This window comes from Bradyrhizobium sp. Ce-3 (assembly GCF_022835695.1).
GTDB lineage: Bacteria > Pseudomonadota > Alphaproteobacteria > Rhizobiales > Xanthobacteraceae > Bradyrhizobium.
Window position 1 is genome coordinate 190,074 of sequence record NZ_BQUV01000005.1, and the last position, 26,082, is coordinate 216,155.

The 26,082-nt window shown below is 60.5% G+C and carries 32 protein-coding genes; 30 read left to right on the forward strand and 2 right to left on the reverse strand.

Annotated features, from left to right (window positions below; genetic code table 11):
• Nucleotides 1–848 precede the first annotated feature (848 nt).
• From BRSPCE3_RS18775 to BRSPCE3_RS18785, 3 genes are all read left to right on the forward strand, one after another.
• Nucleotides 849–1,010, forward strand: coding sequence for a hypothetical protein (locus BRSPCE3_RS18775; protein WP_244067520.1), 162 nt, complete (start codon nt 849–851; stop codon nt 1,008–1,010).
• Nucleotide 1,011: 1 nt separating this feature from the next.
• A complete protein-coding gene (locus BRSPCE3_RS18780) occupies nt 1,012–1,266 on the forward strand; it encodes a hypothetical protein (RefSeq protein ID WP_244067522.1) in 255 nt (84 codons plus the stop codon).
• 77 nt (nt 1,267–1,343) lie between these two features.
• Complete coding sequence (locus BRSPCE3_RS18785; protein WP_375709928.1) at nt 1,344–2,948, forward strand: PBSX family phage terminase large subunit; 1,605 nt, start codon at nt 1,344–1,346, stop codon at nt 2,946–2,948.
• A gap of 61 nt (nt 2,949–3,009) precedes the next feature.
• Here the strand turns inward: BRSPCE3_RS18785 and BRSPCE3_RS18790 are convergent, their stop codons facing one another.
• Nucleotides 3,010–3,486, reverse strand: coding sequence for a hypothetical protein (locus BRSPCE3_RS18790; RefSeq protein ID WP_244067523.1), 477 nt, complete (start codon nt 3,484–3,486; stop codon nt 3,010–3,012).
• Nucleotides 3,487–3,614: 128 nt separating this feature from the next.
• Here BRSPCE3_RS18790 and BRSPCE3_RS18795 point away from each other — a divergent pair, with 128 nt between their 5' ends.
• On the forward strand, nt 3,615–4,187 hold the full coding sequence (locus tag BRSPCE3_RS18795) for a hypothetical protein (protein ID WP_244067524.1): 573 nt from the start codon (nt 3,615–3,617) through the stop codon (nt 4,185–4,187).
• A gap of 69 nt (nt 4,188–4,256) precedes the next feature.
• Here BRSPCE3_RS18795 and BRSPCE3_RS18800 read toward each other — a convergent pair whose 3' ends face one another.
• Nucleotides 4,257–4,547, reverse strand: coding sequence for a hypothetical protein (locus BRSPCE3_RS18800; RefSeq protein WP_244067525.1), 291 nt, complete (start codon nt 4,545–4,547; stop codon nt 4,257–4,259).
• A 247-nt stretch (nt 4,548–4,794) separates the two neighbouring features.
• Here BRSPCE3_RS18800 and BRSPCE3_RS18805 point away from each other — a divergent pair, with 247 nt between their 5' ends.
• The 26 genes from BRSPCE3_RS18805 to BRSPCE3_RS18930 all read left to right on the forward strand — a co-directional run bounded on the left by BRSPCE3_RS18805 (nt 4,795) and on the right by BRSPCE3_RS18930 (nt 26,029).
• Nucleotides 4,795–5,415 (forward strand): hypothetical protein, encoded by a 621-nt coding sequence (locus BRSPCE3_RS18805; protein ID WP_244067526.1) that lies wholly within the window; start codon nt 4,795–4,797, stop codon nt 5,413–5,415.
• A gap of 79 nt (nt 5,416–5,494) precedes the next feature.
• Nucleotides 5,495–5,773, forward strand: coding sequence for a hypothetical protein (locus BRSPCE3_RS18810; RefSeq protein WP_244067527.1), 279 nt, complete (start codon nt 5,495–5,497; stop codon nt 5,771–5,773).
• A 229-nt stretch (nt 5,774–6,002) separates the two neighbouring features.
• Entirely contained in the window at nt 6,003–6,911 is a 909-nt protein-coding gene (locus BRSPCE3_RS18815; RefSeq protein WP_244067529.1) for a hypothetical protein, read from the forward strand.
• Nucleotides 6,912–7,047: 136 nt separating this feature from the next.
• A complete protein-coding gene (locus BRSPCE3_RS18820; protein ID WP_244067530.1) occupies nt 7,048–7,884 on the forward strand; it encodes a hypothetical protein in 837 nt (278 codons plus the stop codon).
• A gap of 60 nt (nt 7,885–7,944) precedes the next feature.
• Nucleotides 7,945–9,600, forward strand: coding sequence for a hypothetical protein (locus BRSPCE3_RS18825; RefSeq protein ID WP_244067531.1), 1,656 nt, complete (start codon nt 7,945–7,947; stop codon nt 9,598–9,600).
• A gap of 382 nt (nt 9,601–9,982) precedes the next feature.
• Nucleotides 9,983–10,501, forward strand: coding sequence for a NucA/NucB deoxyribonuclease domain-containing protein (locus BRSPCE3_RS18830; RefSeq protein WP_244067536.1), 519 nt, complete (start codon nt 9,983–9,985; stop codon nt 10,499–10,501).
• 2 nt (nt 10,502–10,503) lie between these two features.
• Complete coding sequence (gene comJ / locus BRSPCE3_RS18835) at nt 10,504–10,983, forward strand: competence protein ComJ (RefSeq protein WP_244067537.1); 480 nt, start codon at nt 10,504–10,506, stop codon at nt 10,981–10,983.
• 127 nt (nt 10,984–11,110) lie between these two features.
• Complete coding sequence (locus tag BRSPCE3_RS18840) at nt 11,111–11,623, forward strand: hypothetical protein (protein WP_244067538.1); 513 nt, start codon at nt 11,111–11,113, stop codon at nt 11,621–11,623.
• A gap of 34 nt (nt 11,624–11,657) precedes the next feature.
• Nucleotides 11,658–11,990, forward strand: coding sequence for a hypothetical protein (locus BRSPCE3_RS18845; protein WP_244067539.1), 333 nt, complete (start codon nt 11,658–11,660; stop codon nt 11,988–11,990).
• Nucleotides 11,974–12,279: a hypothetical protein gene (locus BRSPCE3_RS18850; protein WP_244067540.1), complete on the forward strand. Its 306-nt coding sequence runs from the start codon at nt 11,974–11,976 to the stop codon at nt 12,277–12,279. The genes BRSPCE3_RS18845 and BRSPCE3_RS18850 overlap by 17 nt, the downstream gene beginning before the upstream one ends.
• A gap of 98 nt (nt 12,280–12,377) precedes the next feature.
• Nucleotides 12,378–13,289, forward strand: coding sequence for a hypothetical protein (locus BRSPCE3_RS18855; protein ID WP_244067542.1), 912 nt, complete (start codon nt 12,378–12,380; stop codon nt 13,287–13,289).
• Nucleotides 13,290–14,193: 904 nt separating this feature from the next.
• The gene (locus BRSPCE3_RS18860) at nt 14,194–15,156 is read left to right on the forward strand and encodes a DUF5309 domain-containing protein (protein WP_244067543.1); all 963 of its coding nucleotides are present in this window, start codon (nt 14,194–14,196) and stop codon (nt 15,154–15,156) included.
• Nucleotides 15,157–15,221: 65 nt separating this feature from the next.
• Entirely contained in the window at nt 15,222–15,584 is a 363-nt protein-coding gene (locus tag BRSPCE3_RS18865; RefSeq protein ID WP_244067545.1) for a hypothetical protein, read from the forward strand.
• On the forward strand, nt 15,584–15,895 hold the full coding sequence (locus BRSPCE3_RS18870) for a hypothetical protein (RefSeq protein WP_244067546.1): 312 nt from the start codon (nt 15,584–15,586) through the stop codon (nt 15,893–15,895). The genes BRSPCE3_RS18865 and BRSPCE3_RS18870 overlap by 1 nt, the downstream gene beginning before the upstream one ends.
• The gene (locus tag BRSPCE3_RS18875) at nt 15,895–16,227 is read left to right on the forward strand and encodes a hypothetical protein (RefSeq protein ID WP_244067547.1); all 333 of its coding nucleotides are present in this window, start codon (nt 15,895–15,897) and stop codon (nt 16,225–16,227) included. The genes BRSPCE3_RS18870 and BRSPCE3_RS18875 overlap by 1 nt, the downstream gene beginning before the upstream one ends.
• On the forward strand, nt 16,224–16,877 hold the full coding sequence (locus tag BRSPCE3_RS18880) for a hypothetical protein (protein WP_244067548.1): 654 nt from the start codon (nt 16,224–16,226) through the stop codon (nt 16,875–16,877). Before BRSPCE3_RS18875 ends, BRSPCE3_RS18880 begins: the two co-directional genes overlap by 4 nt.
• Nucleotides 16,878–16,888: 11 nt before the next feature.
• Nucleotides 16,889–17,320 carry a hypothetical protein gene (locus tag BRSPCE3_RS18885; protein ID WP_244067549.1) on the forward strand — a complete coding sequence of 144 codons (432 nt, stop codon included), beginning with the start codon at nt 16,889–16,891 and terminating at the stop codon, nt 17,318–17,320.
• A gap of 1 nt (nt 17,321) precedes the next feature.
• Nucleotides 17,322–18,452 carry a hypothetical protein gene (locus BRSPCE3_RS18890; RefSeq protein WP_244067550.1) on the forward strand — a complete coding sequence of 377 codons (1,131 nt, stop codon included), beginning with the start codon at nt 17,322–17,324 and terminating at the stop codon, nt 18,450–18,452.
• A gap of 91 nt (nt 18,453–18,543) precedes the next feature.
• The gene (locus BRSPCE3_RS18895; RefSeq protein WP_244067551.1) at nt 18,544–19,131 is read left to right on the forward strand and encodes a hypothetical protein; all 588 of its coding nucleotides are present in this window, start codon (nt 18,544–18,546) and stop codon (nt 19,129–19,131) included.
• A 231-nt stretch (nt 19,132–19,362) separates the two neighbouring features.
• Nucleotides 19,363–20,838, forward strand: a complete 1,476-nt coding sequence (locus BRSPCE3_RS18900) for a hypothetical protein (RefSeq protein WP_244067552.1) — start codon at nt 19,363–19,365, stop codon at nt 20,836–20,838.
• Nucleotides 20,835–21,149 (forward strand): hypothetical protein, encoded by a 315-nt coding sequence (locus BRSPCE3_RS18905; protein WP_244067553.1) that lies wholly within the window; start codon nt 20,835–20,837, stop codon nt 21,147–21,149. The genes BRSPCE3_RS18900 and BRSPCE3_RS18905 overlap by 4 nt, the downstream gene beginning before the upstream one ends.
• Before the next feature lie 252 nt (nt 21,150–21,401).
• Nucleotides 21,402–22,205 (forward strand): hypothetical protein, encoded by an 804-nt coding sequence (locus BRSPCE3_RS18910; protein ID WP_244067554.1) that lies wholly within the window; start codon nt 21,402–21,404, stop codon nt 22,203–22,205.
• 101 nt (nt 22,206–22,306) lie between these two features.
• Nucleotides 22,307–22,774: a hypothetical protein gene (locus BRSPCE3_RS18915; RefSeq protein WP_244067555.1), complete on the forward strand. Its 468-nt coding sequence runs from the start codon at nt 22,307–22,309 to the stop codon at nt 22,772–22,774.
• A gap of 420 nt (nt 22,775–23,194) precedes the next feature.
• Complete coding sequence (locus BRSPCE3_RS18920; RefSeq protein ID WP_244067556.1) at nt 23,195–24,265, forward strand: tail fiber domain-containing protein; 1,071 nt, start codon at nt 23,195–23,197, stop codon at nt 24,263–24,265.
• Entirely contained in the window at nt 24,265–24,837 is a 573-nt protein-coding gene (locus BRSPCE3_RS18925; RefSeq protein WP_244067557.1) for a hypothetical protein, read from the forward strand. The genes BRSPCE3_RS18920 and BRSPCE3_RS18925 overlap by 1 nt, the downstream gene beginning before the upstream one ends.
• Nucleotides 24,827–26,029, forward strand: coding sequence for a hypothetical protein (locus tag BRSPCE3_RS18930; protein WP_244067558.1), 1,203 nt, complete (start codon nt 24,827–24,829; stop codon nt 26,027–26,029). Before BRSPCE3_RS18925 ends, BRSPCE3_RS18930 begins: the two co-directional genes overlap by 11 nt.
• Nucleotides 26,030–26,082: the final 53 nt, after the last annotated feature.

The window sequence follows — 26,082 nt, forward strand, 5'->3', positions numbered from 1 at the left end:
CGTCATACGGCAAGAAAGCCCTGGCCTTGGTTCGATCGATGGCACCCCAGATCACCGCTGCGGCAGCGAGGTATGGAGTACCTACAGAAGCCATTGCCGGAGCTTTGGCTCAAGAGCAGTTCGATCAGACCGCAAGCTACGAAAATGAGATGAAGGCTTACCTCTCGTCTCTCCGATGTTCCGGAGACAGATTCCAATGATTGGCTGGCCGGCCTGATCCGGCCAGTTCCTCGTCAGTGACGGTCCGTGGGCGACCATCGCAGCGAGGCGGTAGCTCGGTGCTCGGTACCCATGAGGTCCTGGCTCATCGGTGGCAGATTTGTCGATCTTGAAAGTTTGCACGCAAAAATGTACGAGCCGCTGTAGCAGCGGGCGCATCGAACGTTTCCGATTCAGCTCGCAAAAATGTTTGACACGTCGGGCAACTCAGGGGCATAATCCGAAAATCAGAAATTGTTGAGCCCGCGCGGAGCAATCCGCGGCGGGCTTTTTGTTTGCCGTTTCACCAATCGGACGGCGGCCGCAACGTCACGACGCCACATCCTCCCAGCCCGTCGCCTGAGCGTCGAAAAGCGAGCCGCCGTCCGAACCCCTTGAAACCAGCACGACATTGGCCGGCGCGCGCGAACGCGCCGGTCCTGCGGCGCGGCGAAAGCCGGCGCCGCCCGCGGCCCCGCACGTCAGGGATAAGGTTCGCGCCCCAAAGATCGCCGCCCGCTGCGCGATCTGCCGCACATTCATTCCAGGGCCGTTTCGCGCGGGCGGCCAATCAACGAGGTCTGCATGACCATTTACCTGATATCGCTCGCGGTCGCGGGCTTGATCGCCATTGCATTGTCGGAGTTTGCATGAGCGCCGAGATCATCCAATTCATCCCCCGTCCGCATCACGCACGCGAGCGAACGGATTTTCCCACGATCGCATTTCGCTCAGTGCTGCCCGATCCTGACACGAAGGATGTCGACACGGCTCCGAGCGAATATCTTCCGTCTGATTGGGAGGAGAAATAGCTTGGCGAAGACGATCACCCAGATCCGTTCGCTTGCGAGGAGCCACACGAGAAGCGCACTGAACGCGCTGGTCGGCGTGATGCGATCGACCAGCGCAACCCCGGCCGCCCGCGTCTCCGCCGCCAATGCCATCCTCGATCGCGGCTGGGGCAAAGCGCCGCAGGCGATCGAAAACGGCGACGGGGCGCTCGAGCTTGTGCATCGCATCGAGCGGATCATCGTCGCGCCTGAGGAGGTTGATGGCGAAGATACCTGAGAGCAGCGGCCGCAGTCTATCCAACCGTAACGGGTCCTCTGGCGGCGGTTTTATGGTTCGTAGGGTGACGTATGTCGATGGCCATTGCCTATCGGCTTCTTCGAGTGCTCCGGGCGGTGGGCATGACAGTGCTTCTCTCAGCCTTTGAATCGACCTGGTGGCTATTGGGTTACGCCATAGCTCAGCTGGTCTTGCCAATTGTCTCATTCGGCAAGGTCCAGGTGGGCTCAGTCCTCGATTCTCACAAATTCAACTGGCTCGGCTATCGGTACCGCGGAGACGGCCACCTGGAAATCGAAGTGACTTTCGCCACCTTGATTGGGCTCTTGGCTTTTTGTCTCCTGCGCTCGGCACCAGGCGGGCGTCCGATCCGATTTGCATTACCGAGAGCAGCCTTGTCGATCCTGAAAATTCCAACCGCAAAAGTGTTCGAACCGCTGCTTCGGCCGGCACGATACAAGGGCGCATTCGGCGGCCGCGGCTCGGGAAAATCCCATTTCTTCGGCGAACTCCTTGTCGAGAGGTGCCAGGCTGAGCGCGGCACGCTCGCAGTGTGTATTCGCGAGGCGCAGCGGACGCTGGCGCAATCATCGAAGCGGCTGATCGAAAGCAAGATTGCGTCGCTTGGTGTCGGTCAGGGGTTCAAGGCCTATTCGGACAGGATTGCGACGCCCGGCGACGGCGTGATGATCTTCCGGGGCATGCGGGATCACACGGCGGACTCGATCAAGAGCCTCGAAGGCTTCAAGGTCGCGTGGATCGACGAAGCGCAGTCGCTGAGCGCGCATAGCCTCGCCTTGCTGCGACCGACGATCCGTGCGCCAGGTTCGGAATTATGGGCGAGCTGGAATCCACGGCGGAAGTCCGACGCGATCGATGATTTCCTCCGCGTACGCAAGCCGCCAGGAGCGATCGTCGTCAACGCGAACTGGCGGGACAATCCGTGGTTTCCACCTGTGCTCGATGAAGAGCGGCGCACTGATCTTTCGCTCTATCCCGATCGCTACAATCACATCTGGGAAGGAGGCTACGTGCAGGCGTTCGAAGGCGCGTACTTCGCGGAGCTCCTGGGCCATGCGCACAAGGACGGCCGGATCGGCAAGGTGGCCGCGGATCCGCTATTGCCGCTGCGCGCCTTCATCGACATCGGCGGCGCCGGCGCGACCGCCGACGCCTTCACGATGTGGATCGTGCAGTGGGCCGGCAGCGAAATCAGGATCCTCGACTATTATGAGAGTGCCGGCCAGGTGTTGGCATATCACGTCAACTGGCTGCGCTCGCGCGGCTATCAGAACGCGACCCTCTATCTGCCGCATGACGGCATGGCGACCAACAACGTCACCGGCAAGCGCTACGAGGACCATCTGCGCGACGCCGGCTTCACCGTCGAGCCGCCGGTGAAGAACCAGGGCCGCGGCGCGGCCATGATGCGGATCGAGGCACTGCGTCGGCTCGGGCCGCAGATCTGGTGGAATGAGGCGACGACAGAAGCCGGCCGCGACGCGATCGGCTTCTACCACGAGCGCAAGGACGAGGTGCGCAATGTCGGGCTCGGCCCGGAGCACGACTGGTCAAGCCACGCCGCCGACGCGCTCGGCCTGATGGCGATTTGTTACGAGGCGCCGGGAAGGGCGGGAAGTTTTAATCGGGTGATCCGGTATCGTGAGCAGGGATGGGTGTGAGCGTGTGGTTGTCCAGGTGTCTGCCGAATGAGAGGCCCATCTTGTCGGATACCACGGTGAGTTACTTGCCGCGTTTTGACGTCGCGGCGTAAATCTGCTGCGCCGCTTCCTGGCAGCAAGCAAGTGAACCGCCATCGTCCCTGAATTCCTTGTTCACGCTTTTCTTCAGGAGCAGGGTCTTGTCGTCGACCCGCTTCAAGATCACGGTCTTTGGACTTGGTGGCGTGTTGCAGGCGACGAAAACCTGGATGTTGTCCAGATTATCTCGGATGGAGGTCACGCCGCACTTGTCGGTGCCGGTTGTAATAGACCGCTGATCGAGATCGATAACGGTGCTTCCCGCCTGAAGGCAGCGCTCGTTGAGATCATTGCCAGGGGGCGCGTAGACACCGGGCCTCGGTCGCCAAGGATGTTGCATCGCTTTTTCCTCTGCCGCCTTCCTTTCCTCTTGCGCCTTGTTGTCGGCGTACAGGCGCTGAGCATTAGCGGGGCAATAGAGTGTTTTCCGGACCGGGATCGCCTTCTCGTCAATCCGCATGACCAGCGTGGTTTCCTGGAATCGCCGGTCCTCGGCCTTGCCGCCCCGTGAGCCGAGAGTTTCTGCGAGATTGTGAATCGCTGCAGCTCATGTCGAGTCTGACAGCCCGCAAACCAGAGGTTCCACCAATGGCAAAAATGTCTACCCCCGATCTCAAGGCGATGCTCGCCTCCGAAAAGGCCGATGCGCTCGCGGCGCTGTCCGCGGCGCGGCTCGCCGAGGAACGGGCGGATGCGATGGACTATTATCTCGGCGACATGCGCAAGGACATGCCGGCGCAGGACGGCCGCTCGCGTGCGGTGTCGACCGATGTCGCCGATACCATCGAGGGGCTGATGCCCTCGCTGATGGATATCTTCGCCGGCTCCGACGAGGTCGTGCGCTTCGAGCCGGTCGGCCCCGAGGACGAGGCAGCCGCGCAGCAGGAGACCGACTACGTCAATCATGTCTTCATGCAGCAGAATCCCGGCTTCATGACGCTCTATTCCTTCATCAAGGACGCGCTGCTGTCGAAGGTCGGCATCGTCAAGGTGTGGTGGGAAGAGAGCGAAGAGGAGAGCCGGGAGACCTATTACGATCTCAGCGACGACCAGTTTGCGCTGCTGGCGCAGGCTGTGATGGAGTCGGGCAGCGCGATGAAGATCGTCGAGCACACCGTGCATGGTACGGCTGACGATGCCGTGACGGAGGCGACGAGCTGACTGCGCCGGCTCCCGGTGCATCACAGGGTATCCGCGCGAAGACAACGAATTGACGCTCGCGCGACTGACCTAGAAGGAAGTCCCGAGCAGCAACATGCTCAGAATACCCCAAACCAGCATGATCCATTCGATACGCATTGCCTTCAGGCGGTAGCTGCGTCCTAGCTCCGTAAGCCTCTCCGGCTTGATGGCGCGGGCGACGAACCGAAAACCAAAGATACTGGTTTTCGCATATTCCGAGAAGCGGGTGCCCGGAAGCAGATTGTTCAACGCCAGGCGCATGTTGTTGCCCCACCACAACAGAAGAGCGAGCGATCCCGCGAACCACGCTACAACAATCGCAATTGTGAGGCTGTCCATTGTCGCAGGCTCCAAACTGGAGTTGAGCGCCGAGTACTGACACGCGAGTTTCTTGCGACTGCAAAGTCGCAGCGTTTGCGGAACGTTGGCAAGTGCTTGCCACCAATCACTGGAGATAGCAATGGCTGAGCGTGAGCGTAGTATTCGTTGGCCCGACGGAGGGTCATTCACGATACCGATCCCATTCACGCCTTTCGGGATTCAAAGATCTTACTATGCGAACCCTGGGTCGCCGGACGCGCCACGCGTGACCTATACGGGAAGCGTGGGTATCGGCACCAGCGGGTGGGGCCCGCACGCGGTCTTTCTCAGGAATGGAATGACGTCACGGGACACTCTTGGCTGGGGCGCATCCGGCAACGTGTCGTCAATTGTACCGTCCGTGACCGTGAATGCCAGCATTCCGGATCAATACAACATTCCGCTGCCGTGGAAGGCGAAGGTGTCGTCCATTGAAGCCGGGGTCGGTTCACCAGGTGCGAGCGCCGCAATGACCTATACTTGGACGCCTCAACAGGTTTCCGATTATTTGGCTAGGTCAGGATTGGTTGCCAGCGATCTGTTGCGGCGCGCGCCATCGTTGAACCTCGTCACGCCCGCCATGGGACCCAATGACGAACTCTCCCCATTCGAACGGGATCTGCGCGGCGGCGTCGGCTCTGCTGGCGCTCCCAGCGAAGCGCCGCTTCGGTATCTTAGCCGGAGCCAGCAAGGTGCGCTTGGGGACGGTATGGGTGATTGGCGAACATCGGCTGCGCCGGTCCTACCATGGAGCCCGACGGCCCCAGCGGCATCATCACCGCAACCCGGCGGCCTGTACGGTCTGATGCTCGACTATCTGCGCGACAACTACCCCTCGGATCGCTGACGGTTTCCAGGCCGGATGGCGAAGCGCGGGGAGTCTGGTGCATAGTGTCGACTGTCGTCGAAATGTTCGGGGAATTGCCATGTCTGTCGTCTTCTTTGCCGTCGCCGCGATTGTCGCCATATGGTCGGCCGTCAAGTCCGAGGTCATTCGTCGCGAGCTTGTCGATGCGTTCCTTCCACAGTTCCAGGACTACGACATGTCGCGATACGCGCTTCACACTTATGCGTTCGCGCCTTCGACGCCGCTATCCCTGCAAGCTGAGTACATGAAGATGCTGTGCGGTGGGTGCGCGGCTGCGTTGAGCGGTTCGCCTGGATTTTCGCGGCGGGAAATGCTGTGTTTAGTTGTGCCGTGCTGATCGGCTTCTTCTGGGCCGCCTATCATTCAAATCCTGGAAATCCTATCGAACCAACTGCGGGCTGGCAGTCGATCAAACGGGGTAGGGAGCACAGATGACAGCAGGGACTTATGGTGGAGCAACGTTTGGCTGGCCATGGGGCCAGACTTTGAAGGATTGCCTGACTGGGCCGTCGGCTGAGGTCGTCCCGGGTCGAAGCCAACTTGTCGACATGGAGATTCCATGCAAGATGTTGAGCTACTTCATGATCCTTCACCTCATCTGCGGCGCAGTGATCATCGGGGCGTGGCGTGAAGCATTCGTGCGACCCAAGATTCGGTGGACAGCGTTTCTAGTGATCCTGCTTCAAATGTGCAGTCTCCGGTTAGTCCATGCAGAGCCGGATGGTTTCGATAAGGATTCGTTCTACCGGGCTGTCAGATACTGCCGACAGAATGCGCTGCGCGGCTTGGGTTCAATGTCCAGTCCAGGTCCGCTGTCCCTCAGCCCAGATAAGCGAATCCTGTGTTTTGACGGCCCTATTGCTGCAAACTTGAATGTCTCACTGGCGAGAAGCCTCGCGGAAGGCGGGCTCTTTGTCGTTCGGAGTAACGGCGGGATAGCGGCGCCGGCGATCGAGCTTTCGGACATCATTCGGGATCGTCGCGCGAAGGTCGTCGTTTATGACTATTGTTATTCAGCCTGCGCGCTATTTTTTCTTGTCGCATCCTACGAGACATATGTGCTCAGGGGCGCTCTGGTCGCCTGGCACAATACTCCGGGCATAGATACAGCGCCTCCTCTTTGCACTTTTCTGGTGGACCCCCACGACGGGGGCGGTCCGAAGTTGCAACGCGGACCATGTATAGAGGACGGCGGCGATGTGATTTCAGGGATGTTCCAAGAATTCTTCAAGGACCGAGCCGTCTCCCCCTTCCAAGTGCCTCCAGACAGCCGCTACGTGCGACGGCGGTTGGTGGCCATGTATGCGGATTCGGGAGTGGATCGCGACATCGCCTGGACGATTCACCCGAGGTACTACCCAGGATTGTTCAAGACAAAGATCGTCTATGAAGCCTACCCAGAAAGCCAGAGCGAGGTCGATGACATGGCCGCGGCCTGGCTGGGATGGAAGACCAAGATTATCTACGACCCATAATGCTGTGCTGTGCGCGTTGGGATTGGCGACAGACCTGCTCCGGCGCTGTCCGAAAGGGCGAGCAAATATCCCGCAATTGGAACACTGCTCCGTGTCTGCAGCAGATCGAGGAAGTGTCTAACCGATAGAAGCTGAAATGAAAAAAATTGTCCCAGAACGGAATCCAGCATCGAGCCGTATTCTTTCGAAGATTGATGCAAATCCATTGGAACGAGAGCGAGAGCGACAGCGGGAACTGGAGCGGAAGCAAGAGCAGGAGCGAAGGCGCGAGCTAGAACGAAAATCGGGGTTGAAAGAATTCAATAACAGTCTTCCATTTATTATCGGCGGCGGGACAATACCCAACCTCGATGAGTTTCAGCAGTTTCAGAGTCTAACCGGCCAGTCAGACTCAGCGCAATTGCCAACCGAACCTTCATTCGATCCCAATCAACCGTTTAGCTACCCGTCAGGGGACGCAAAATGGCCCGATCCCACAGAGAAATGGACTGATCCGCCTGACCGCCCGCCCGGCTGGGTTGAACCGGATCCCGTCGATCCAAGATATTGGATCTTGGGTCCGCCGAAGCGAGTCGATGTAGCGCCATCATTGGATAAATTGAGCAGGCCGAACACGAATGGGGCCGCCTTTGCTTCGGCGGGTGGGCGACAGCCGGCATCGACTCTCAATCCATTCCTCGAACCTGTGCCCGCTACGCGGCCTGCCTCGCTTGAAACGGCGGGGGGTCTTCTGGGGCGGATAGTTGCTCTCACGGATAACGATGTGGAAGGTCGAGATCGGCCAGCGTCAGTGATCGAGGCCCGGCCGCCGACCGACGTCGTCAACCAAGATGCACCTCCGGCGAGGTCTCTCCAGAGGGTCTCTGGTCGTCCTCTTTTGCCGCCTGACATTGCCGATCCGCGATATCCCGATCTGCTGCCGCTCGGTCTTGACGGTATTCCGCAAAGATACGCGCGCAATTCGCGCAAATAGACGACCGGCGTATCGCGCGTCGAACCGTCGTACACCTCCATCAGATGAGTTCTCACAAACATGGCTGTTCCCATGCTTCAGGGGCCGGCGGCGCTGCCGCTTGGCTCACCCATTACTCATGACGTCACCATCGTCACCACGCGAAAGCTCGCGCAGGCGAGGGTGATGGGCGTTCCGCCGGAGGAATTCGGCATCGAGCGCGGCGCACGCTGCATCCGCGACTGCAACTATTGCTTCCACGAAGTGGTGACCAAGACGGAAGCTCAGCTGATCGCCGAAGGCTTTGATGCCGCGCAGATCAAGTCGCTGAACGACTATACGGGCTACGCCAATATCGAGACGCTCGCGCGCGACACCGCAGACGAACATTTCGGCACCGGTGCCGGCGGGATCAACGCCGCGGCGCGGCTGGTTCGGGTCACCGAGCACTATGTGCGGATGGACTATGAAGGCAACGGCCGGCCGTGCCTGTACCAGGTGATCACCGGCGGTGACGAGAGCGAGATCCTGCGCAAGGATGGGCGCGACTGTATCACGGCATTCGACGCCGTTCCCTTCGCGGCGACGACGCCGGTGCCGATGACGCACCGGTTCTTCGGGCGCTCGATTGCGGAGCTCGTGATGCCGTTGCAGCGGGAGAAGACCGCGCTGAAGCGTGGCGCGCTGGACAATCTCTATCTGCACAACAATCCTCGCGTCGAGGTGGCCGAGAGCAATGCCGGGCCCAATACGCTCGATGACTTGCTGGTCTCGCGGCCGGGCGGCGTCGTGCGCACCAAGACTCCGGGCGGGCTGAACTGGCAGGTGGTGCCCGACATCACCTCGTCGATCTACCCGATGATGCAGTATCTCGATGCCGAGCTCGAGAGCCGCACCGGTCTCAGCCGCCAGTCGCAGGGCATCGATGCCAATGCATTGCAGAACCAGTCCGCGACTGCGGTGGCTCAGGTGTTCTCGGCCTCGCAGATGCGGATCAAGCTGATTGCGCGGATCATGGCCGAGGGCGTGCGCGACGTCTTCGCGCTGTTGCACGGCACCATCCGCAAGCACGGTCAGCAGCAGCAAACGGTGCGGCTGCGCAATGCCTGGATCACCGTCGATCCGCGCAACTGGAAGACCCGCGACGACATGACGATCAATGTCGGCCTCGGCACCGGCGGCAAGGCGCAGCAATTCGCGCAGGTGATGGCGCTGGCCAATGTACAGAAGGAATTGATTGGCGGCGGCAAGCTCAACATGGTCGGCGACCGCGAGCTCTACAACACCGCCGTCGAGCTGACCCGGATCATGGGGCACAAGAACCCGGGCCGGTTCTTCAACGACCCGACCGCCGTCAATCCGCAGACCGGCCAGCTATTGTATCCGCCGCCGGCGCCGCCAACGCCGCCGCCCGATCCACGGATGCTGGCGCTGCAGGCCAAGGCGCAGGCCGATCAGCTTGCGGTTGCCCATCGTGCGCAGATCGAGCAGCAGAAGGCACAGGCCGATGCGATCCATCAAAAGCTCAAGGCCGAAGCCGAGATCGAACTGGCGAAGATCAAGGCCGAGCTCGATGCCCAGATCAAGGTATTCGACACGCATCTGAAGGCTGCGACGGAAGCGCGGAAATCGGAACGCTCCCATTTGCCGGGGGCACGAAAGGCGAGAGACGGCCATCACTATGTTCCGGACCCGAAGCGGCCCGGCAAGTTCTTGATGGTTGTTCATCATGTCTGACTTTTCCCTGGTGCCTGTCGACCATCAGCCGGATTTTGGAGAGATTTCACTTATTCCCGTTGATCACGATCCATTCGCTTCGGACGGCACGGTTCAAGGAGCTGAACCACGATCGGAAGGGCAACTCCAACGGTCTGTGCCTAGCACCGTTGCTCCATCCGTCGCATCGCCGGGCGAGTCCTACGACCCAGCTTCCGCGGGTGATATCGTTGCGAGCCGGATCGCCGTACATGATCCAACGGCAGCGCCGATACCCTCCGCTGACAAGCCGCACTTCGATTGGTCAGCTTACTATGGGCCAACCGGCGAATTGAAGACAGCGACCTAGACGCCGACGCAACGCATCGGATATCTCGCGGCCGATGCGCTCATCGGCATGGGCATGAAGCCGTATACGGCCAACGACCTAGCCTCGCGCATAGGCAATGTGCTCAGTCTAACGCCGCTCGGTGTTGTCGGGTCTGCGCTCGATCTCATCGATGCGAAGCACCGTGACGACTTGCCGGGGGCTGTGGCGGCGGCGGCCGGAATGATACCGGGCGCAAAGAGGCTGGGTGCGCTAAAGGCCGGAAATGTTGCAAGGGAGATAACTCTTTCGCTCTCGGTTCACGGTGAGGCCGCTGCGCATGCGGCAGACGCCATCAATGCCGGTCACCCAAGCGTCCTGACGATTGATCGGCCTGGCAAGAACGCGAACAGATGGTTGGCAATTGGCAAGCTGGATAAGGTTGATGGCAAACACCTGGATGAGTACCCTCCTGCGATGTTCAAAGAAGGTGGGTTCGGGGCCAGCGTTCGGCCGGTCAATCCAAGTCACAACAGGGCGGCCGGTGCGGTTGTTGGCAATTCATGCCGTGGGTTGGCCGACGGAGCCCAAATCAGGATCATTATTGGAGATTGACAGTGGTGACCACGATCCATTTTGACCTGTCCTATGGGCAACTGTCGGTATTCGCGAGCTCGCTGAAGGATCCATATAACGACTGGACTGAACAACACTCGTCGCAAGGCTTCACTTGGCGGCCTGGCAGCGTGTCGTTTCGTTCCATGGTCGAAGCTGGTCAGCACGCGGCAGAGATCCATGTGGTGAACCACGCCGCTCCCGTTCACCCTGACGCCGTTCGCGCAGTTGAGGTCCCCTTCGAGGTTCCGGCTGACGGGGCTATAGAAGTCGGGAGTATTTCAGAGACCATTCCGCTGAAGCTGCCGCCCGGGTCGTTTCTGCTGCGTTGCGAATTCTTTCAACCTTCTGGCACGAATGAAGACGAGCGGGTGCGATTAACCTTCGCGAAGAAGGATACCCCTCGCTTCGCGGTTGTTCGTGCAGATCCGGAGCTGTCGGTCGGTAATGAATTGCTGACGACTGCGCGGCCAGCCATTTAGTTGGGCGGTCGCCGGCACCATGTGAGCTCGGCAGGGCATAGCTTCGACCTAGCGGATTTATGAACGTGTGGTCCTCTTGCGGGTCGATTAGCGCACACTTCGCAAGCACGACCAGCAGCAGCAAGCCGTGCGGCTGCGCAATGCCTGGATCACTGTCGATCCGCGCAACTGGAAGACCCGCGACGACATGACGATCAATGTCGGCCTCGGCACCGGCGGCAAGGCGCAGCAATTCGCGCAGGTAGTGGCGCTGGCCAATGTACAGAAGGAATTGATTGGCGGCGGCAAGCTCAACATGGTCGGCGACCGCGAGCTCTACAACACCGCCGTCGAGCTGACCCGGATCATGGGGCACAAGAACCCGGGCCGGTTCTCGCCTGCCGCACAAGCGGGAGGCCAAGCCAACTCCGAAGCGGTCTTGGCAAAAGATGATAAGCACGAGTTGATGGCCAAGCACGCGTTTGACAGCCGCAATCCGCTGTCTCCATATATTTCCATAACCACCGATCCTGAGGTTGCCCGATCATATGGCGATATACGGTCTACCGGCTGCAATTGGCGCCGGGCCGAGCAGTTCGAAACCCATTCAGTCCATATAGTGAAAGCGAGTACCTGGTTCCGCACACATCTCACCGGATGAAATCAAAGGTACCCTTCCGTAACTCAGGTGCGACATGTCGACATTTCCACAATTTCCAACAATCATTCCGACGAAAAGCTTCACGCTGTCAGATGTGCCGAATGAATCAGATAATTGGCATGTCATCGGACGCTTCGCGCTGAGTTTTCATCCGTCCGAGGATGACCCGTACAAGCTCAACTGGCGGGACTTGCCCGCCTTGTCAGCCGATAGCGGCGTGGTGCGGCTTCGGGCACACCTGTTCTTGGAGCAACGGCGCTGGAACCATATGGGCCGTGAGCCGGATACGAGCACCATGACGGCTGCTTTAAACCTGCCGAACGCGATCCCTTCGCTGGAGAACCTTCGCAATGACGAATGCCGATGAATCGAGACTAGACCAGGCCGTAGGCCGCGCCGTCAGGGCAGAACGTCTTCTGGCCGACGAATTGCTGGTCGAAGCGTTCGCGACCCTCGAGAATGCTTATACAACTGCGTGGCGGTCGACGACGATCGACGATGTCTCCGGCCGCGAAAAACTGTTCCTAGCGATTAACGTCCTTGGCAAGGTGCGCGATCATCTGACCGTAGCGGTCACCAACGGCAAGCTGGCGAAAGCCGAGCTTAAAGAACTAGCGCAGACGGCTGAGCGCGGGAGGCGGTTCGGCATTCTCTAGGGGCCGGTGTTGACAATGTTCCTGTTTTGTTCAAGAGTGTCGACTGCTGCACTGTCAGGTTGTGTAAGGGGCGCAAGGCGTTTTTTTGAGCGATAAGGATGACAGAGGCAACCAAGACGCTTCGCAGACGCCATTTGAGCTCGCAACGCCGTCTCGCGAATTTGTGCGCGGAGATCTCCTGGCGGCCACAATGGACCGGCTTCGCGGCGCCATTGCTTGTGTTCGCCTTCCTCTTTCTCAATCCAAGTCTGGTCTCCGCTCAAGGACAAGCGCTCGACAAGCAGAACTACTATCGCGCTGTTGAATTCTGCCGCAGCGCTGTTGTCAGGCCGATTGCACTCAATGCCGACCGAACGATCGCCTGCCTTGATGGCAAGATTGACGAGGGGACGGATCGTACGCCGGTCGACAATCTGAAGGAGGGAGGCCTCTTTGCCGTTCGGAGCGCCGGGGGTGACATCGCTTCAACGGTTGCTTTGTCCAACCAGATTGGTGATCGGCAGGCGACGGTCATTGTGTATGACTACTGCTTGGCGAGCTGCGCAAACTATCTGCTCATCGCGCCCACCTATGCATATGTTCTCAAGGGAGCTCTCGTTGCGTGGGACTACGAAAGCACCGAACCCGCGCTGCCATCCTGTTCTCGGTATGCGTCGGTGAGAATGCCTAGCGGGGAGTTCCGTCTGCAGCGCGGTTCCTGTGAGCCTATGCCGGAGAAAGAAGCGGACTGGCGGCGCGTGGTGTTAGCGCAGAACAAGTTTTTCAAGCAGCGAGTGATCGATCCGTTGTTCGAGGCACCGCCGGACAATCGCTATTTGAGAAAAGTCAGGAAAAATCTCTATTTTGACTCCGTCTTGGATCACCGCATCGCGTGGACGCTGCATCCCAGATACTTCGCAAGGCTGTTCAAGACAAAGGTGATCTATGAGGCCTATCCCGAAAGCCAGACCGATGTCGACGACTTGGTGAGCCGGTTGCATCTGGAACTGAAGGTCATCTACGACCCGTAGGCGCGATTTTCTCTCGCTCGACAATGAGCGACCCTCAACCAGCAGCAGGTCATTCACTATCCGTAGGTAAGAAAGGCGCGTATTCCGACATGACCAGGATACCGGAAGACAGCATCCCTCCGAATCCGCTTCTTGAATATCCAGGCTATTTGCCTCCCTGGTTCATTTGGATGATGCTCGGACGACCTCCTAGGTTTGCTTTCCCCGATTGGGGACCGCTTCCATCGTTGCCGCGGAAAGAGGGAGGACCTGTACCGCTGCCACCTCCCCGAGGTCCCAACGTGCCAGGGCCGATCGAGGTTGATCCACCTGCACGACCACCGGAATGGCTATTTGGCCCGCCGCTCATTGCTCACTCTCCGGCGGCGCCGAAGGGACTGTCTGGCATGCTCGAAGATTACATCCAAGGGCAAATCTCGTCGAACGCGCGGCCTCGCGGTTCGACCTTTGACGTCGGTTTGTCGCCGCCACAGTAAGGCAACGCGAGCTTCTCTAACGATCGCTTTGGCGGAACACTCTCTGTTCGGCGATTGTCGTCGCGGTGGGGACGGTTGTGATGTTAGCTCGGGTGATCATACTGCAGGACTGAATTTCGCGCGCGCCAAGAAAAATAGCATCGTGCATGTTGACACGTCGGGCAACTCACGAGCATAATCTCACCATCGAAATTGTTGAGCCCGCGCCGGGAAGCCGCCGCGGGCTTTTTCATGACGCCGACCCCGCGTGACACGCAGGCGCTACGGCGGAGACGAAGGCAGGCCGAACCGGAAGCGAGCTTCCGCGCCATCGTGCAGCCGAGCGCTCAATCACCACGACCATCACGTCCGTTCATTGCGATGCCGAAGCGCGCACGCCCTCAGGCGGCGTGGCTGCACGTGGTGTCGGACAGCACAAGGACCATCACATGGCTTTGCCTACCAACACGGTGACGACCTACCAGGCGATCGGCAACCGTGAAGACCTCAGCGATATGATCTATCGCATTGATCCGACCGACACCCCGTTCATGAGCGGCGTCGACAAGGAGAAGGCCTCTGCCGTCAATCATGAATGGCAGACCCAGGCGCTGGCGCCGGCCTCGAACGCCAACGCCCAGCTCGAGGGCGACGATCCCACTGCCAACGCGCTGGTGCCGACCGTCCGGCTCGGCAACCTCTGCCAGATCTCCTACAAGATGGCGCAGGTGTCCGGGACCCAGCAGGCGGTCGACCATGCCGGCCGCGACAACGAGCTCGCCTATCAGGAGATGCTGCGTGGCCTCGAGCTGAAGCGCGACATCGAGACGATCCTGGTCGGCAGCAGCCAAGCCAAGGCCGCCGGCTCGACCAGCGCGCCGCGCAAGACGGCATCCGTGTTGTCGTGGATCGTAAGCAATACGTCGAAGGGAACGGCCGGCGGGGCCGCCGATCCGGCCGCGGCCGACGGTACCGGCACGCGCACCGACGGCACCCAGCTTGCGTTCACCGAGGTGCGGCTGAAGACCGTGCTGTCGTCGATCTGGACCAATGGCGGCAAGCCCGGCACCATCATGACCGGCGCCTTCAACAAGCAGGTGTTCTCGACCTTCACCGGCCGCTCCACCGCGATCGAGGAAGCCAAGTCGAAGAAGATCGTGGCCTCGGTCGATGCCTACGAATCCGACTTCGGCAAGCTGAAGGTCGTGGCCAATCGGTTCCAGCGCCCACGCGACGTCCTGGTGCTCGAGATGGACAAGTGGGCCGTCGCCTACCTCAACGGCCGCAACATGATCTCGATCCCGCTGGCGAAGACCGGCGATTCGGATCGACGCCAGGTGCTCGCTGAATACGCGCTGGTCGCGCGTAACGAGAAGGCCTCCGGCGGCGTGTTCGACAACACCACGTCGTAACGGCGGTCATCGCGATCTGGCGGGCAATCTCGATTGCCCGCTTTCCCCTGACTCAGGAGGTTTCCATGCCACTTCCCGGTAATCACACCCTCAATACCGAGCACCTGACGGCCTATACGCCGTCATGCGGTGCGTCCCCCGTTGCTGCCTATATTCGTGTTCCCTTTCGTTGCCGTGTGCTGAAGGCGACGGGAATTTTGGGCGGCGCAATCACCGCCGCCGACGGCGCCGTCACGGTTGCCGCCAACGGCAACACGCTGGCGACCATCGCGGTATCTCAGGCCGGATCGGGGGCAGGGCAATTGTTCTCGGCCGTCCCGGCTTCTCCGACATACCTGAACGAAGACGACGTCATCGCGCTGACACCGTCGGGCGCGTCCGGCGCCGCCGTTTCGATGCATTTCTCCGTCTCGGTGAGGACGGCCTGATGTCATTCTTTCCCAAGCATCCGGCATCGCGTCTCGGCGTCAGCCAGACGATCGCATACGACTCGAGCGTCGGCGCGACCAACGCATTCGGTGCCGAGACTTACCAGCTGCGCCTCGTCGCCAACTCCGCCTGCTGCTATCGCATTGGCGACGGCGCCCAGACCGCGACGACCGCGGATACCTATCTGCCGGCGAACGTCGTCGAACACGTCATTGTCAGTCCCGGGCAACGGATCGCAGCGATCAAGGCGGCGACCAATGGTCTGGTCACTGCGACTGCCGGCACTCTCTGGGTCACGGAGATGTCGTGATGGACGGCATGCTGATCCGACCGCATTTCGACAGCAACGGTCGCGACCTTGCGATTGAGCATGTGCAGGATGTCGAGCCGATCCTGCAATGGAATCATGAGGCGCGGCGCGACCAACAGCATAGCGAATGGGGGCGGCACGTCGCGCGGATTCCCAACGTGATCTACGTCAAGTGGCTCAACGAGGAACACGCCAGGGGCAATACGTCGGTCCGGATGTTCTCGCCCGAGTTCGATGCCATCGTGCAGCGCAAGCTCGACGATCCCGAATGGGCCTATCTGCGCACCGATCGACCGCAGCTGCGGGCCGGATGGACAACGGGGGCATCATGACACAGATCGTGGATTATGCCTCACTGCAGTCGGCGGTGACGGAGTATCTGGCGCGCGATCAGGATGCGGTCCTGATCGCGCGGATCCCGACCTTCATCCAGTTGTCCGAGGCGAAGCTCAATCGGGAGCTCTTTGTTCGCCAGATGGAGCAGCGCGCCATTGCGGTCATCGACGTCACTTCCGACGAGCCCGAGTTCATTGCGCTGCCGGCCGATTTCCAATCGATGCGCCGGATGCGGTTGTCGAGCGTGGCGGGCAAGCCGTGGCTCGAGTTCAGGTCGGGCACACAGCTCGACGAGTACCGGTTCGGCATATCTGACGTCGCGGGACAGCCGCGATACTTCACGATCTTCGGCAACGAGATCGAGATCGCGCCGTCGCCCGACAAGGCCTACACGATCGAGATGGTTTACCGGCGGGTAGTCCCGCCGCTCGCCAGCAATGATCCAAACTGGTTGCTCTCGGCGGCGCCGGATCTGTATCTCTATGGCGCGCTGCTGGAGGCCGCCCCCTATTTGAAAGACGACGGACGCATCCAGACCTGGGCACTCGGATTCTCTGCCGTACTCAGCAGTCTCAACAATCTGGGGCTTACCTCAACTTTCAACGCCGGGCCGATGACGGTTCGCGCCTCCGGTCAGATCATCTAGGAACCACAAGCATGGCTGCCTTCAACAAGTTCAACTGTTTCGTGCAGGATGTTGCGAACAAGCAGCACGATATGAAGACTGGAACCGCCGACATCTACAAGGTCTACCTGACCAATGCGGTGCCGGTCGCTTCAAACACTGTTTTCGGCTCGCCGGCCGAGATTGCGGCGGTCAATGGCTACGCGGCCGGTGGCGTCTCGATCGGTGCTGTCACAGGTGGCCTGACGGGCGGCACCTTCAAGTTTTCCGGCGCTGCCGATCCATCCTGGACGGCCGTCGGCGGCAACATAGGGCCGTTTCAGTATGCAGTGCTTTATAACTCATCCAACGCCTCGAAACCGCTCATCGGTTGGTGGGACTACGGCGCCGCCCTCACGCTTACCAACGGCAACACGTTCACGGTCGACCTCGACCAGACCAACGGCATCCTGACGGTCACCTGAGATGTCTGCATTCCTCAACGTCTGCCGATTCAATCCGACCGCGGGCGGTACGACGGATTGGACTTACTCAATCGCCGTTCCCGGCTACCAAAGTCCGGCCGCGGCCGGCGTGGTCAACGGCGCGCCCTACAGCTACCGGGCCGAAAGCGCGGACCTGTCGCAGTGGGAGGTCGGGACCGGCACGTACAACACATCGACCGGCGTTCTGGCGCGAACGACGGTGCTCTACAATTCGGCAGGGACCGGGGCCAACTCCGGCCAAAGCGGGGCCGGCAGCAAGATCAATTTCAGCGCTACTCCGCAGGTCGCGATTGTGGCGCTCAGGGAAGATTTGATCGCGATCGAGGAAGCCAACAGCTTCACGGCAGCCCAGCAGGCCCAGGCCCTCGCCAATTTGAATGCGAAGTTCGGGCAGTGTCGGTTGGTGCTCAGCGGTGGCAACCTCATGCTGCTGCCAAGAGATGGCAACTTGCTCACGATCAACGGACGGCCTTGCGCGATCCCGGCAGGGGGCGTTTCGCTTTCACCGTCGGGGCTCTCTTCCGGTACATTCTATTACATCTATGCGACATCCACGAATGGCGTTGTGAGCACTCTGGAGGCCTCAACCACGGGGCATTCGCCGTCTTCGGCCGCGGGCAACGTCGGAGTCGAAATCAAGACCGGCGACAACACCCGTTCATTGGTCGGGATGGCCTTACCTCAAGCATCAGCTTGGACGGATACACCTTCGGCGCGCTTTGTCAGATCGTGGTTCAATCGCGTGCGTGCACCATTGCTGAGCAGCTCGGGCACCAACACGGGCGTCAATGCGGCTATGCAGGAAGTTAGCGCGGCGTACCGAATAGGGTTTCTTTGTTGGGCTGACGATGAGATCGCAATGCAGGGGATCACTTCATACTACTCGTCGGCTGCATCGGGAGTGTTGAATTTCGCGATCAATTACGACGGCGTCAACACGAGAACTGCGTCCCAGGTAAACCCCGATGGTACTGGGCGCGTGCTTCCAAATCCGTGCTTTGACTATGCCGTTCTGAGCGAGGGTGCTCACTATGCAACAATCTACGGCTCGCTGAGCGCGGGCACGGCAAGTCTCTATGGCGGAACGTACCTTATGGGGTCGGTCGGGTAGGCCGTTTGGAATGTCTTTCCTCGGCGACGTCAAGAGTTCTGCCGCAGCGCACGTCTACTCGCGGCTTGAAATTGCACAGGTGGCTTAGCGAATGTCTCTCCTCGGTTTCGATGCGGCAGGGCGCCTGGCGCTCGGCCAACTGCCGACGATCGGCCTCACCAACACCGTCATCATGGGCGCGCCTGGCGCATTCACCGTCTCGGGCCCCGGAGCCACCTTCAAGTTGTTGCAGTTCAACGCGGTTGGCACGTTCGCCATCGTTGGGGCCCCGGCAACGACGAACCCGAAGATGGGAAGCGGTGTGGCTTCCTACGCTGTCGCGGGACAGGCTGCAGCCCTTTTTGCGCGGCTCGACGGGTCGGTCGGAGCCGATGCCATTTCGGGAAGTGACGCGCTGTTTCGGTCACGGATTGGAACTGGTGTAGGCGCCTTTACGATCGGCACCGTGGGCGCAGCGTTAAAAATCGCCCTTCAGAGCGTTCCCGGCGAATACGTTGTCGACGGTCATTCGGCCGGCTTCTCGCGCGATTTCATCAACTGGGTCCCGTATCCAGATGGCTCACCGCCTTGGACCGGCGTGGGAGCCTCGGCGCCATCGACATGGTCGCCGGTCGCTGCGCCGGCGAGCAATTGGGCGATCGACCCGGATCAGCAGATACCACCACCCGTGAGAGACTGATGTCATTCGTGAAATGGGGCCGATACCGTCGACTCTGAGGGACGAGCGCTCACGCGATCCAGAACGCGGTTCCCCGTCGCGACAGCTATGGTTCGTTTCCGTCGTTCTCGGCGAGAGCCAGGCATTGTGGGCGGCTTTCTATGCTGCGTCGTTGCGGCCGATCTCCCGTTTGACTGGATCCGGGTGCCCTCGGCCGCTCCTGCCATCCGATACTTTGGAGACGATTGAACGATGCCCTTGCTTGCGACCGGCGAATACCGCCCCGATGTCAGCGACTATGAAGGTCAGGCGACGCGAAACATCCTGAATGTGATTCCACGTGGTGACGGTTACGGACCGTTTCCGAGCCTGTCGGCTTACGCGGCACCGTTGCCGGCCGCGTGCAGGGGCGCTTTCTACGCGCTGAAATCCGACGGCACGGTCGTCACGTTCGCAGGAACCAGCAACAAGCTTTACAAGCTCAACAACACCGACTTCACCTGGACCGATGTGTCGTCCGGCGGCGGATCGTATAGCGCACTGAGCGCCAACGCGCAGTGGCAGTTCGCGCAGACCGGAAACTTCGTCTTCGCGACCCAGGCGAATACGGCGTTGCAGATGTTCGACCTGTCGTCGGCGTCGACGTTCGGCAATGCGCTCGGCTCGCCGCCGCAGGCGGCCTATATCGGGGTCGTCGGCAGGTTCCTGGTGCTGTCCGGATTGCTCTCGAATCCGTACCGGATTCAATGGTCGGGGCTGAACAATTTCAACGCGGCCGACAGCTGGATCAGCGGCATCAAGTCCTCCGACTTCCAGGACTTTCCCGACGGCGGCATCGTTCGCGGCGTCGCCGGCGGTGAGGCCGGGGTCATCTTTCAGGACCAGGCGATCCGGCGGATGTCCTACGTGCCGGGTTCGCCGATCGTGTTCCAGATCGATCGCATCACGCAGGACAAGGGCCTCTATGCGCCGTACTCGATCATCCGGGCCGGCGAGCGCATCTTCTTCTACGCGGGCCAGGGTTTCCACAAGATCGAGCCCGGCGGTGTGCCCGAGCAGATCGGCCGCGAGAAAGTCGATCGCACGTTTCTGGCGGATCTCGACAAGGGCAATCTGCAGCTCTTTGTGGGTGCTGCCGACCCGCGCAGCACCCGGGTGTATTGGGCCTATAAATCGGTCTCCGGTGCGGTCGGAAACGCCTATGACAAGCTGCTCGGCTACGACTTTCTGCTCGACCGTTTTTTCCCGGTCGCCATGGCCGGCGAGTATCTGCTGGGCGTTTCGCAGACCGGCCTGACGCTGGAAAACCTCGACACCATCTCGTCCTCTATCGACGCCATGACATTGAGCCTCGATGCCTATGCGACGGCGGTGCAACCCGAAATCGCGCAGTTCAGCAACGCGCATGTGCTCGGCTTCTTCCGCGGTCAGAGCCTGGAAGCGATGCTGGAGAGCGCGGAGCAGGGGAGCGACGAGAACCGAATCACGATCCGCGGTTTCAGGCCGATCACGGATGCGTCGGCGCTGTACGGCTCCGTGTCGTCGCGCGACACGCCGTCCGCGCCAGTGGTCCCGGGCGCCGAGGTCCCGGTGAACGCCAGGACCGGACGTTGCGACATGATGCAGGATACGCGCTATTCGCGGTTCAAGGTGCGTATCCCCGCGGCAACGCAATGGACCTTCTGCGCCGGCGTCGTACCGGATGTTATCGCGAGCGGCGCGCTATGACCGCGTATGTTCCGGGCATCACCGAGACTGATCTGAAGAAGATCGTGCTCGCCATCCAGGGCCTCGCCGCCGGCCGCTCGAACGCGGTCGGAACGGTGACGCTCGCGACAGGCGTCTCGACCACAACCGTCGCGACGCCGAACGCCGCATCAGGTTCGACGCCGATCCTGACGGCGGCTTCGGCAAGCGCCGCGACGGAGTTAGGCAACGGCACGATCTATGTCAGCGTCGTGGCGAATGGATCGTTCACGATCACACATGCGAGTTCGGCGACGGCAGGGCGGACGTTTCTGTACGCGGTGTTGGGTTAATCTTCTTGGCGTGTCCTGTGTGGCGTTCGCATTGGTACGTCTTCGCACGAAAATCCATAGCTCTCACCTCGAGCGGTCCAACTGCTCTCGCGGCGCATCGTCGCGCGTCGATGATGCGTGGCACATTCATTTCAACAAGGAAATTGATCAATGGCTCCACCGATTAGACTTGGCCCCGGTACGCTTGGAGGCGGTCGTCTCTTTCCAGGTCCGCTTCCTTCCGGAGATCCTAATCAGCTCCCGCAATTCCGAATGCCGTCGTTCGGAAATGCGCCGACGCAGGCCGATGTTCTCGAGAAAGCGACAATGTCGCCCATGCTTTGGTATTGGCAGCATAACCCGCTGCTCTTCTGGCCATTTCGGGATTCACTCTCGCGCGAGCCGATCGGAACTAATGGGGATCGTGAGCGCCAGATTGATGGCGGCGGCCCGACTGCAATCCCCAGCGAGTCGCTGGATAGCGCTCGGCGTCCGGTCGAGCCGTCGCCTGTTCCTCCCAGTGGGCATGGACCTCTAGGGCCTGTCGGAGGCCTACTGGGCTTAATCGCAAAATACGGGCAATTGCGGAGATCGATACCTGACGAATACGGTAACGCATCGCCGGCAACGCCCTATCAGAAACCTGCGGCGACAGATGCGGGAGGACGAGGGGCATTAGATCAACCAAACCCGGATACCAGACGACTTGAACGCATCGACACAACAGCCGGAAAAAAACGGAAGTCGGGCACATACTCTCCGCCGCTCGTACCTAATATGCCGGTCGATGACGATACTGATCTCAGCGTCGCTAGAGGAGATCCGCGTTATTGGCGTCGAGGAGACCCAGAATGCGAAAAAGAGATAGCCGATGCGACAAAAACATGCATTGACGCCTACAGGAAAGGCGAAACCCTGAATTCCTCTAGTCTGCAAGATTGCATTACTGGGCTTCTGAGTCCCAAGTGTGGTGGAACCAAGGTCAAACGGGCGCTAACGCCGGAAGAAAGGGCGAGAATCCTGACCGAGCGCGTTCAACGCATGATGAGGGGCGAAGATCCTGATGATCTCGATTGATGGAGAGACCCGCTTGGATGCGAGGCACTACTGTGCCGTTTGGATCAACGCATGTTTTCATCGGTGGTAGCCAGTTCCGAGATGGATCATGGTATACGGTCGTGAAGGAAACCAACGTCGATGGAAACAATCTCACATCGCATGGCGGAGGTTCGATTGTGAGTCTTGGGCTTGTCTGTGTAGATCCCAGCCGTGTTCGTGAGATTTGGCCCCATGCCGTTGCGTTGCTGCGATCGGCTTGCCGCCGGACCACGCTTAACGCACTAGACGATGTTGAGTCGGACGTTCTCTCCGGGCGCAGCCTCTTGTGGCTGGCATGGGCCGAAGGTGGAATTCAGGCGACCGCTTCCACGATCTTGATCAATTCCGACATCGGCAAGGTCTGTGTCATCACTGCATGCGGCGGCACTGGCATGAAGCGCTGGCTGCCGCTGCTCGATGGGATTGAATCCTATGCGAGAGACGAAGGCTGCACTCGCGTGAGGATCTATGGCCGCAAGGGCTGGCTGCGGGTCCTTGATGGCTATCGGGAGAAGCACATCATCATGGACAAGGAAATCGAGGCTTAGTTTCGCCTTTGGTGCTGTCGACAGGCTTGATAGTGTCTACTGCAGCGCGCTGCGGCACTGCTAAAGCAGTATGGTGCGGCTCGGCGACGATACTCCGTGCTGGGGCCCATTCCGCAACAAGCGATTCCAATCTTTTCAGAACTGCCGGGCATGTCACCGGCAGGACGCCGAGCTGGCGATCCATCGGTACCAACCTCGTCACTCGCGGTTGCCGGCCTCGCCAACCGACAAAGCTCCGCGGGCGCTCGCTATTGGGTTTGGTGAGTAGGCAGCCGACGCATTTCCTTCCAATCCCGATTTTCGGCACTCGCCAATAGATCAATCCGATCGTCGTCTGCGGCCGAATTCACCGAACGCCTGGATCGCGATGCAGTGCGGTCGCATGTGTCCGTCACTTACACCATGAAAGGAAGACACCCGATGGGTGGGCAATCTTCATCGACTCAAACGCAACAATCGCAGACCGCGCCCTGGACTGCTGCGCAGCCGATGTTGCAGGGCATCTTGAGCCAGCTAGGCACGGGCCTGAACAACACGGGGTTGACGCCAGCAGAGACAGGCGCACTCGACACGCTCCAGAGCAATGCCGCGTCCGGCAATCCGTACGCGGGACAGATCGGAGGATATGCGCAATCGCTCTTGAACGGCGGCAACGCCAATGCGCAGGCCGGAGATGTGCAGGACAATCTTGCCACCTTGCAGCGGCAGCTTACGCCCTATGCCAATGGCAGCATGGTCGGAAACAATCCGGCACTGGCGGCACAGCTGGCGCAGATCCGGAGCGATGTCGGCGACAGCATCAATTCGCAGTTCGCCGCGGCCGGCCGCGACCTGAGCGGCGCCAACCAGATGGCTTATGGGCGCGGGGTCGCCGCCGCCGAGGCGCCTGTGATCGCCGCACAGTACAACCAGGACGTTGCCAATCAGCTCAATGCGGCGAACGCGCTCTACGGCGCCGGCAACACCACCGCGAACACGCTGAGTGGTATGCAGCAGAACTATCTCACCAACCAGGGCCAAGGCGTCACGGCGGCACAATCAGCGCTCGATGCGCAGAACTACGGCGCCAACGCGACGCTGGCCGCGGAGGCGCAGCGACGCGGCATTCCGGTGCAAGCACTGAGCTTGCTCGCTCAAATCGGCGTGCCGATCGCGCAACTCGGCCAGCAGAGCAACGGGACGACGAACACGACGCAGCAGATGTCCGGGGCGCAGCAGTTCGGGGCGATCGCTAACGGCATCGGCGGCCTGCTCAAATTCATGCCGTCCGATATGCGGCTGAAGCAAGATATCGCTGTTGTTGGCACTCTGTTTGATGGGACGCCCGTCTATGGCTATCGCTACAGGGGAGCGCCCGCCTACCACATCGGCCTGATGGCGCAGGATGTGGAAAGGATAGCGCCGCATGCTGTGCTCGACATCAACGGCTACAAGGCCGTCGACTATCACGCAGCGACTGAGGTCTCGCGCAAGCTCGGCGAGGCGCGCTGATGGGATTGTTTGACGACTACATGAAGTTTGATCCGGCGCAGTTCGAGGCGGGCGGGGGACTGTACGGGCGGCTGGCTTCTCTGCAGCCGCAGCTGAGTTTCGACCAGCCCACGCAGGGATCACCGTTTCCGCCCGTCCCCGGCGCCACGGGGCTGACCCCGGCCGCAACTAACCGAGACACGGTTCCGACAGACGGAGTAACCGCGCCTGGCGCGCCTCTGACGCCCTCGAGTTGGCCACGCGACGATGGGCAGACGCTCAACATGCGTATCGGTGACTACTGGATGCCGCAATTCGGCCGCGCGGAGCCTCCCGCGCCGGTTATCGCGCCGACATTCGGCGATCGGTTGAATGCCGGTTTTCAGAGCTGGGCACATACCCCGCTAGGTAATCCATTTGCGGGGCTCGCCAACGGCATTGCGGGGTTTAACACCGGCCAAAGTTCGGCTGACTGGAACGGTCAATACGCCCCTGAGTCTCCCAGCGGTCAGGGCGTGTCGACGTTGGGGATCGCGGCCGCTCGAGGCCCCGCCGCCTATCTGCGCAGAAGAGGTGTGAACGATGACCGATGAGCCCAGCAACGATCTGACCGGCGCTGCCCACGACCTCGCGATGGCCGGCTACAAGCCAATGCCAGATCGAGCGTCGGACGAAGCGGAGAAGATCGACGGCGACACTGCATCCCTTCGCGAGGCCGCGGAGAGGATATCCGAGCAGCCCGAGAATGTGGTTGTCAGGCAGTATCGCAACGCGGAGGGGAAGCCTGCCGCGGCAAATGAAGCCGTGACCTTGCGGCGAGCGAGCCGTGACTATGCGGCTGCGGTCGCGGCCGAAAAACTGATCGCCGACGGTGAAGACGCCGAGCGATTGGCCGAGCGGGTCGATGCGCTACGCGCAGAGGCGCTCGCAAACGATCCGGAGGCTGCGGAGTTCTACGGTTTCGACCTGCCTGAAACGAACGCCGATAGTGTCGCGCGAAGCCAAGGCGACACGGATGGCCAAGATGCCGGCCCCAGTAGCGATGATGTCGGCGAAGGCCTCGATCCCGCTTTGGCGAGGGCCCTGGAGCACCCCCAGGTGCGGCAGGCGATCGATGAGGAGATCGCGGAGACACACAAGATCCGCCAGGGCTATCTTGATGCCCTTGCTGGCGCTACGCAGATCGCGCAGGCGAGCTTCATCAACCAATTTCCTGAGCTCGTTGGCGTTCCCCTCGAGAGCCTGCCTGGCGTCCTCGACCATATGTCGCGGCAAGAGCCAGCTAAGTTTGCCCGCGTTCAGAGTGCGATTGCTGCTACGGACCAGCTTCTTGCCCAACATCAGCAGGAGAGCCAACGACAAGCTGAAGCCGCGCGTCACGCCTTTCGCGCTCATGCGAAGTCGGAGGATGCGCGCTTTGACGTCATGCTGAAGGGAGAGCCGGTCGAAACCCAGCGTGCCGTGATGCAGGAGATCATCGCGTCCGCCAAGGCAAGCGGTGTCGAGGCTTCCGAATTGACGCATCTGCTCAATACGGAGCCACTGATGCGCAACGCCACCTTTCAGCGGATGATGTACGATGCAGGAAAATATCGTCTGATGATGAAAGCGAAGGATGCCGTCACGACCAGGCCACTCCCGCCGGTGCAGCGGCCTGGCGCTTCGGCGTCGCGTGGCGAGCGTGAGAACGTTGATCTTCGGACGCTCAATGCAAGGCTTTCGAGCACCGGCGATATCAAGGATGCTGTGGCGCTTTATCATGCGCGGAAGGCCACCAGGGGATGATCGTGTGCGTCGCAGGCGAGCACGGTAGTGCAAGAGTGCCAGCCAATTCACTC

Excerpts from the sequence above, each read along its gene's own strand:
- BRSPCE3_RS18775 (WP_244067520.1), top strand. The coding sequence starts at position 849 with ATGAGCGCCGAGATCATCCAATTCATCCCCCGTCCGCATCACGCACGC.
- BRSPCE3_RS18785 (WP_375709928.1), top strand. The coding sequence starts at position 1,344 with ATGGCCATTGCCTATCGGCTTCTTCGAGTGCTCCGGGCGGTGGGCATG.
- BRSPCE3_RS18790 (WP_244067523.1), bottom strand. The coding sequence starts at position 3,486 with ATGCGGATTGACGAGAAGGCGATCCCGGTCCGGAAAACACTCTATTGC.
- BRSPCE3_RS18795 (WP_244067524.1), top strand. The coding sequence starts at position 3,615 with ATGGCAAAAATGTCTACCCCCGATCTCAAGGCGATGCTCGCCTCCGAA.
- BRSPCE3_RS18800 (WP_244067525.1), bottom strand. The coding sequence starts at position 4,547 with ATGGACAGCCTCACAATTGCGATTGTTGTAGCGTGGTTCGCGGGATCG.
- BRSPCE3_RS18810 (WP_244067527.1), top strand. The coding sequence starts at position 5,495 with ATGTCTGTCGTCTTCTTTGCCGTCGCCGCGATTGTCGCCATATGGTCG.
- BRSPCE3_RS18815 (WP_244067529.1), top strand. The coding sequence starts at position 6,003 with ATGTTGAGCTACTTCATGATCCTTCACCTCATCTGCGGCGCAGTGATC.
- BRSPCE3_RS18820 (WP_244067530.1), top strand. The coding sequence starts at position 7,048 with ATGAAAAAAATTGTCCCAGAACGGAATCCAGCATCGAGCCGTATTCTT.
- BRSPCE3_RS18825 (WP_244067531.1), top strand. The coding sequence starts at position 7,945 with ATGGCTGTTCCCATGCTTCAGGGGCCGGCGGCGCTGCCGCTTGGCTCA.
- BRSPCE3_RS18830 (WP_244067536.1), top strand. The coding sequence starts at position 9,983 with ATGAAGCCGTATACGGCCAACGACCTAGCCTCGCGCATAGGCAATGTG.
- BRSPCE3_RS18845 (WP_244067539.1), top strand. The coding sequence starts at position 11,658 with ATGTCGACATTTCCACAATTTCCAACAATCATTCCGACGAAAAGCTTC.
- BRSPCE3_RS18850 (WP_244067540.1), top strand. The coding sequence starts at position 11,974 with ATGACGAATGCCGATGAATCGAGACTAGACCAGGCCGTAGGCCGCGCC.
- BRSPCE3_RS18855 (WP_244067542.1), top strand. The coding sequence starts at position 12,378 with ATGACAGAGGCAACCAAGACGCTTCGCAGACGCCATTTGAGCTCGCAA.
- BRSPCE3_RS18860 (WP_244067543.1), top strand. The coding sequence starts at position 14,194 with ATGGCTTTGCCTACCAACACGGTGACGACCTACCAGGCGATCGGCAAC.
- BRSPCE3_RS18865 (WP_244067545.1), top strand. The coding sequence starts at position 15,222 with ATGCCACTTCCCGGTAATCACACCCTCAATACCGAGCACCTGACGGCC.
- BRSPCE3_RS18870 (WP_244067546.1), top strand. The coding sequence starts at position 15,584 with ATGTCATTCTTTCCCAAGCATCCGGCATCGCGTCTCGGCGTCAGCCAG.
- BRSPCE3_RS18875 (WP_244067547.1), top strand. The coding sequence starts at position 15,895 with ATGGACGGCATGCTGATCCGACCGCATTTCGACAGCAACGGTCGCGAC.
- BRSPCE3_RS18880 (WP_244067548.1), top strand. The coding sequence starts at position 16,224 with ATGACACAGATCGTGGATTATGCCTCACTGCAGTCGGCGGTGACGGAG.
- BRSPCE3_RS18885 (WP_244067549.1), top strand. The coding sequence starts at position 16,889 with ATGGCTGCCTTCAACAAGTTCAACTGTTTCGTGCAGGATGTTGCGAAC.
- BRSPCE3_RS18890 (WP_244067550.1), top strand. The coding sequence starts at position 17,322 with ATGTCTGCATTCCTCAACGTCTGCCGATTCAATCCGACCGCGGGCGGT.
- BRSPCE3_RS18895 (WP_244067551.1), top strand. The coding sequence starts at position 18,544 with ATGTCTCTCCTCGGTTTCGATGCGGCAGGGCGCCTGGCGCTCGGCCAA.
- BRSPCE3_RS18900 (WP_244067552.1), top strand. The coding sequence starts at position 19,363 with ATGCCCTTGCTTGCGACCGGCGAATACCGCCCCGATGTCAGCGACTAT.
- BRSPCE3_RS18905 (WP_244067553.1), top strand. The coding sequence starts at position 20,835 with ATGACCGCGTATGTTCCGGGCATCACCGAGACTGATCTGAAGAAGATC.
- BRSPCE3_RS18910 (WP_244067554.1), top strand. The coding sequence starts at position 21,402 with ATGCCGTCGTTCGGAAATGCGCCGACGCAGGCCGATGTTCTCGAGAAA.
- BRSPCE3_RS18920 (WP_244067556.1), top strand. The coding sequence starts at position 23,195 with ATGGGTGGGCAATCTTCATCGACTCAAACGCAACAATCGCAGACCGCG.
- BRSPCE3_RS18925 (WP_244067557.1), top strand. The coding sequence starts at position 24,265 with ATGGGATTGTTTGACGACTACATGAAGTTTGATCCGGCGCAGTTCGAG.
- BRSPCE3_RS18930 (WP_244067558.1), top strand. The coding sequence starts at position 24,827 with ATGACCGATGAGCCCAGCAACGATCTGACCGGCGCTGCCCACGACCTC.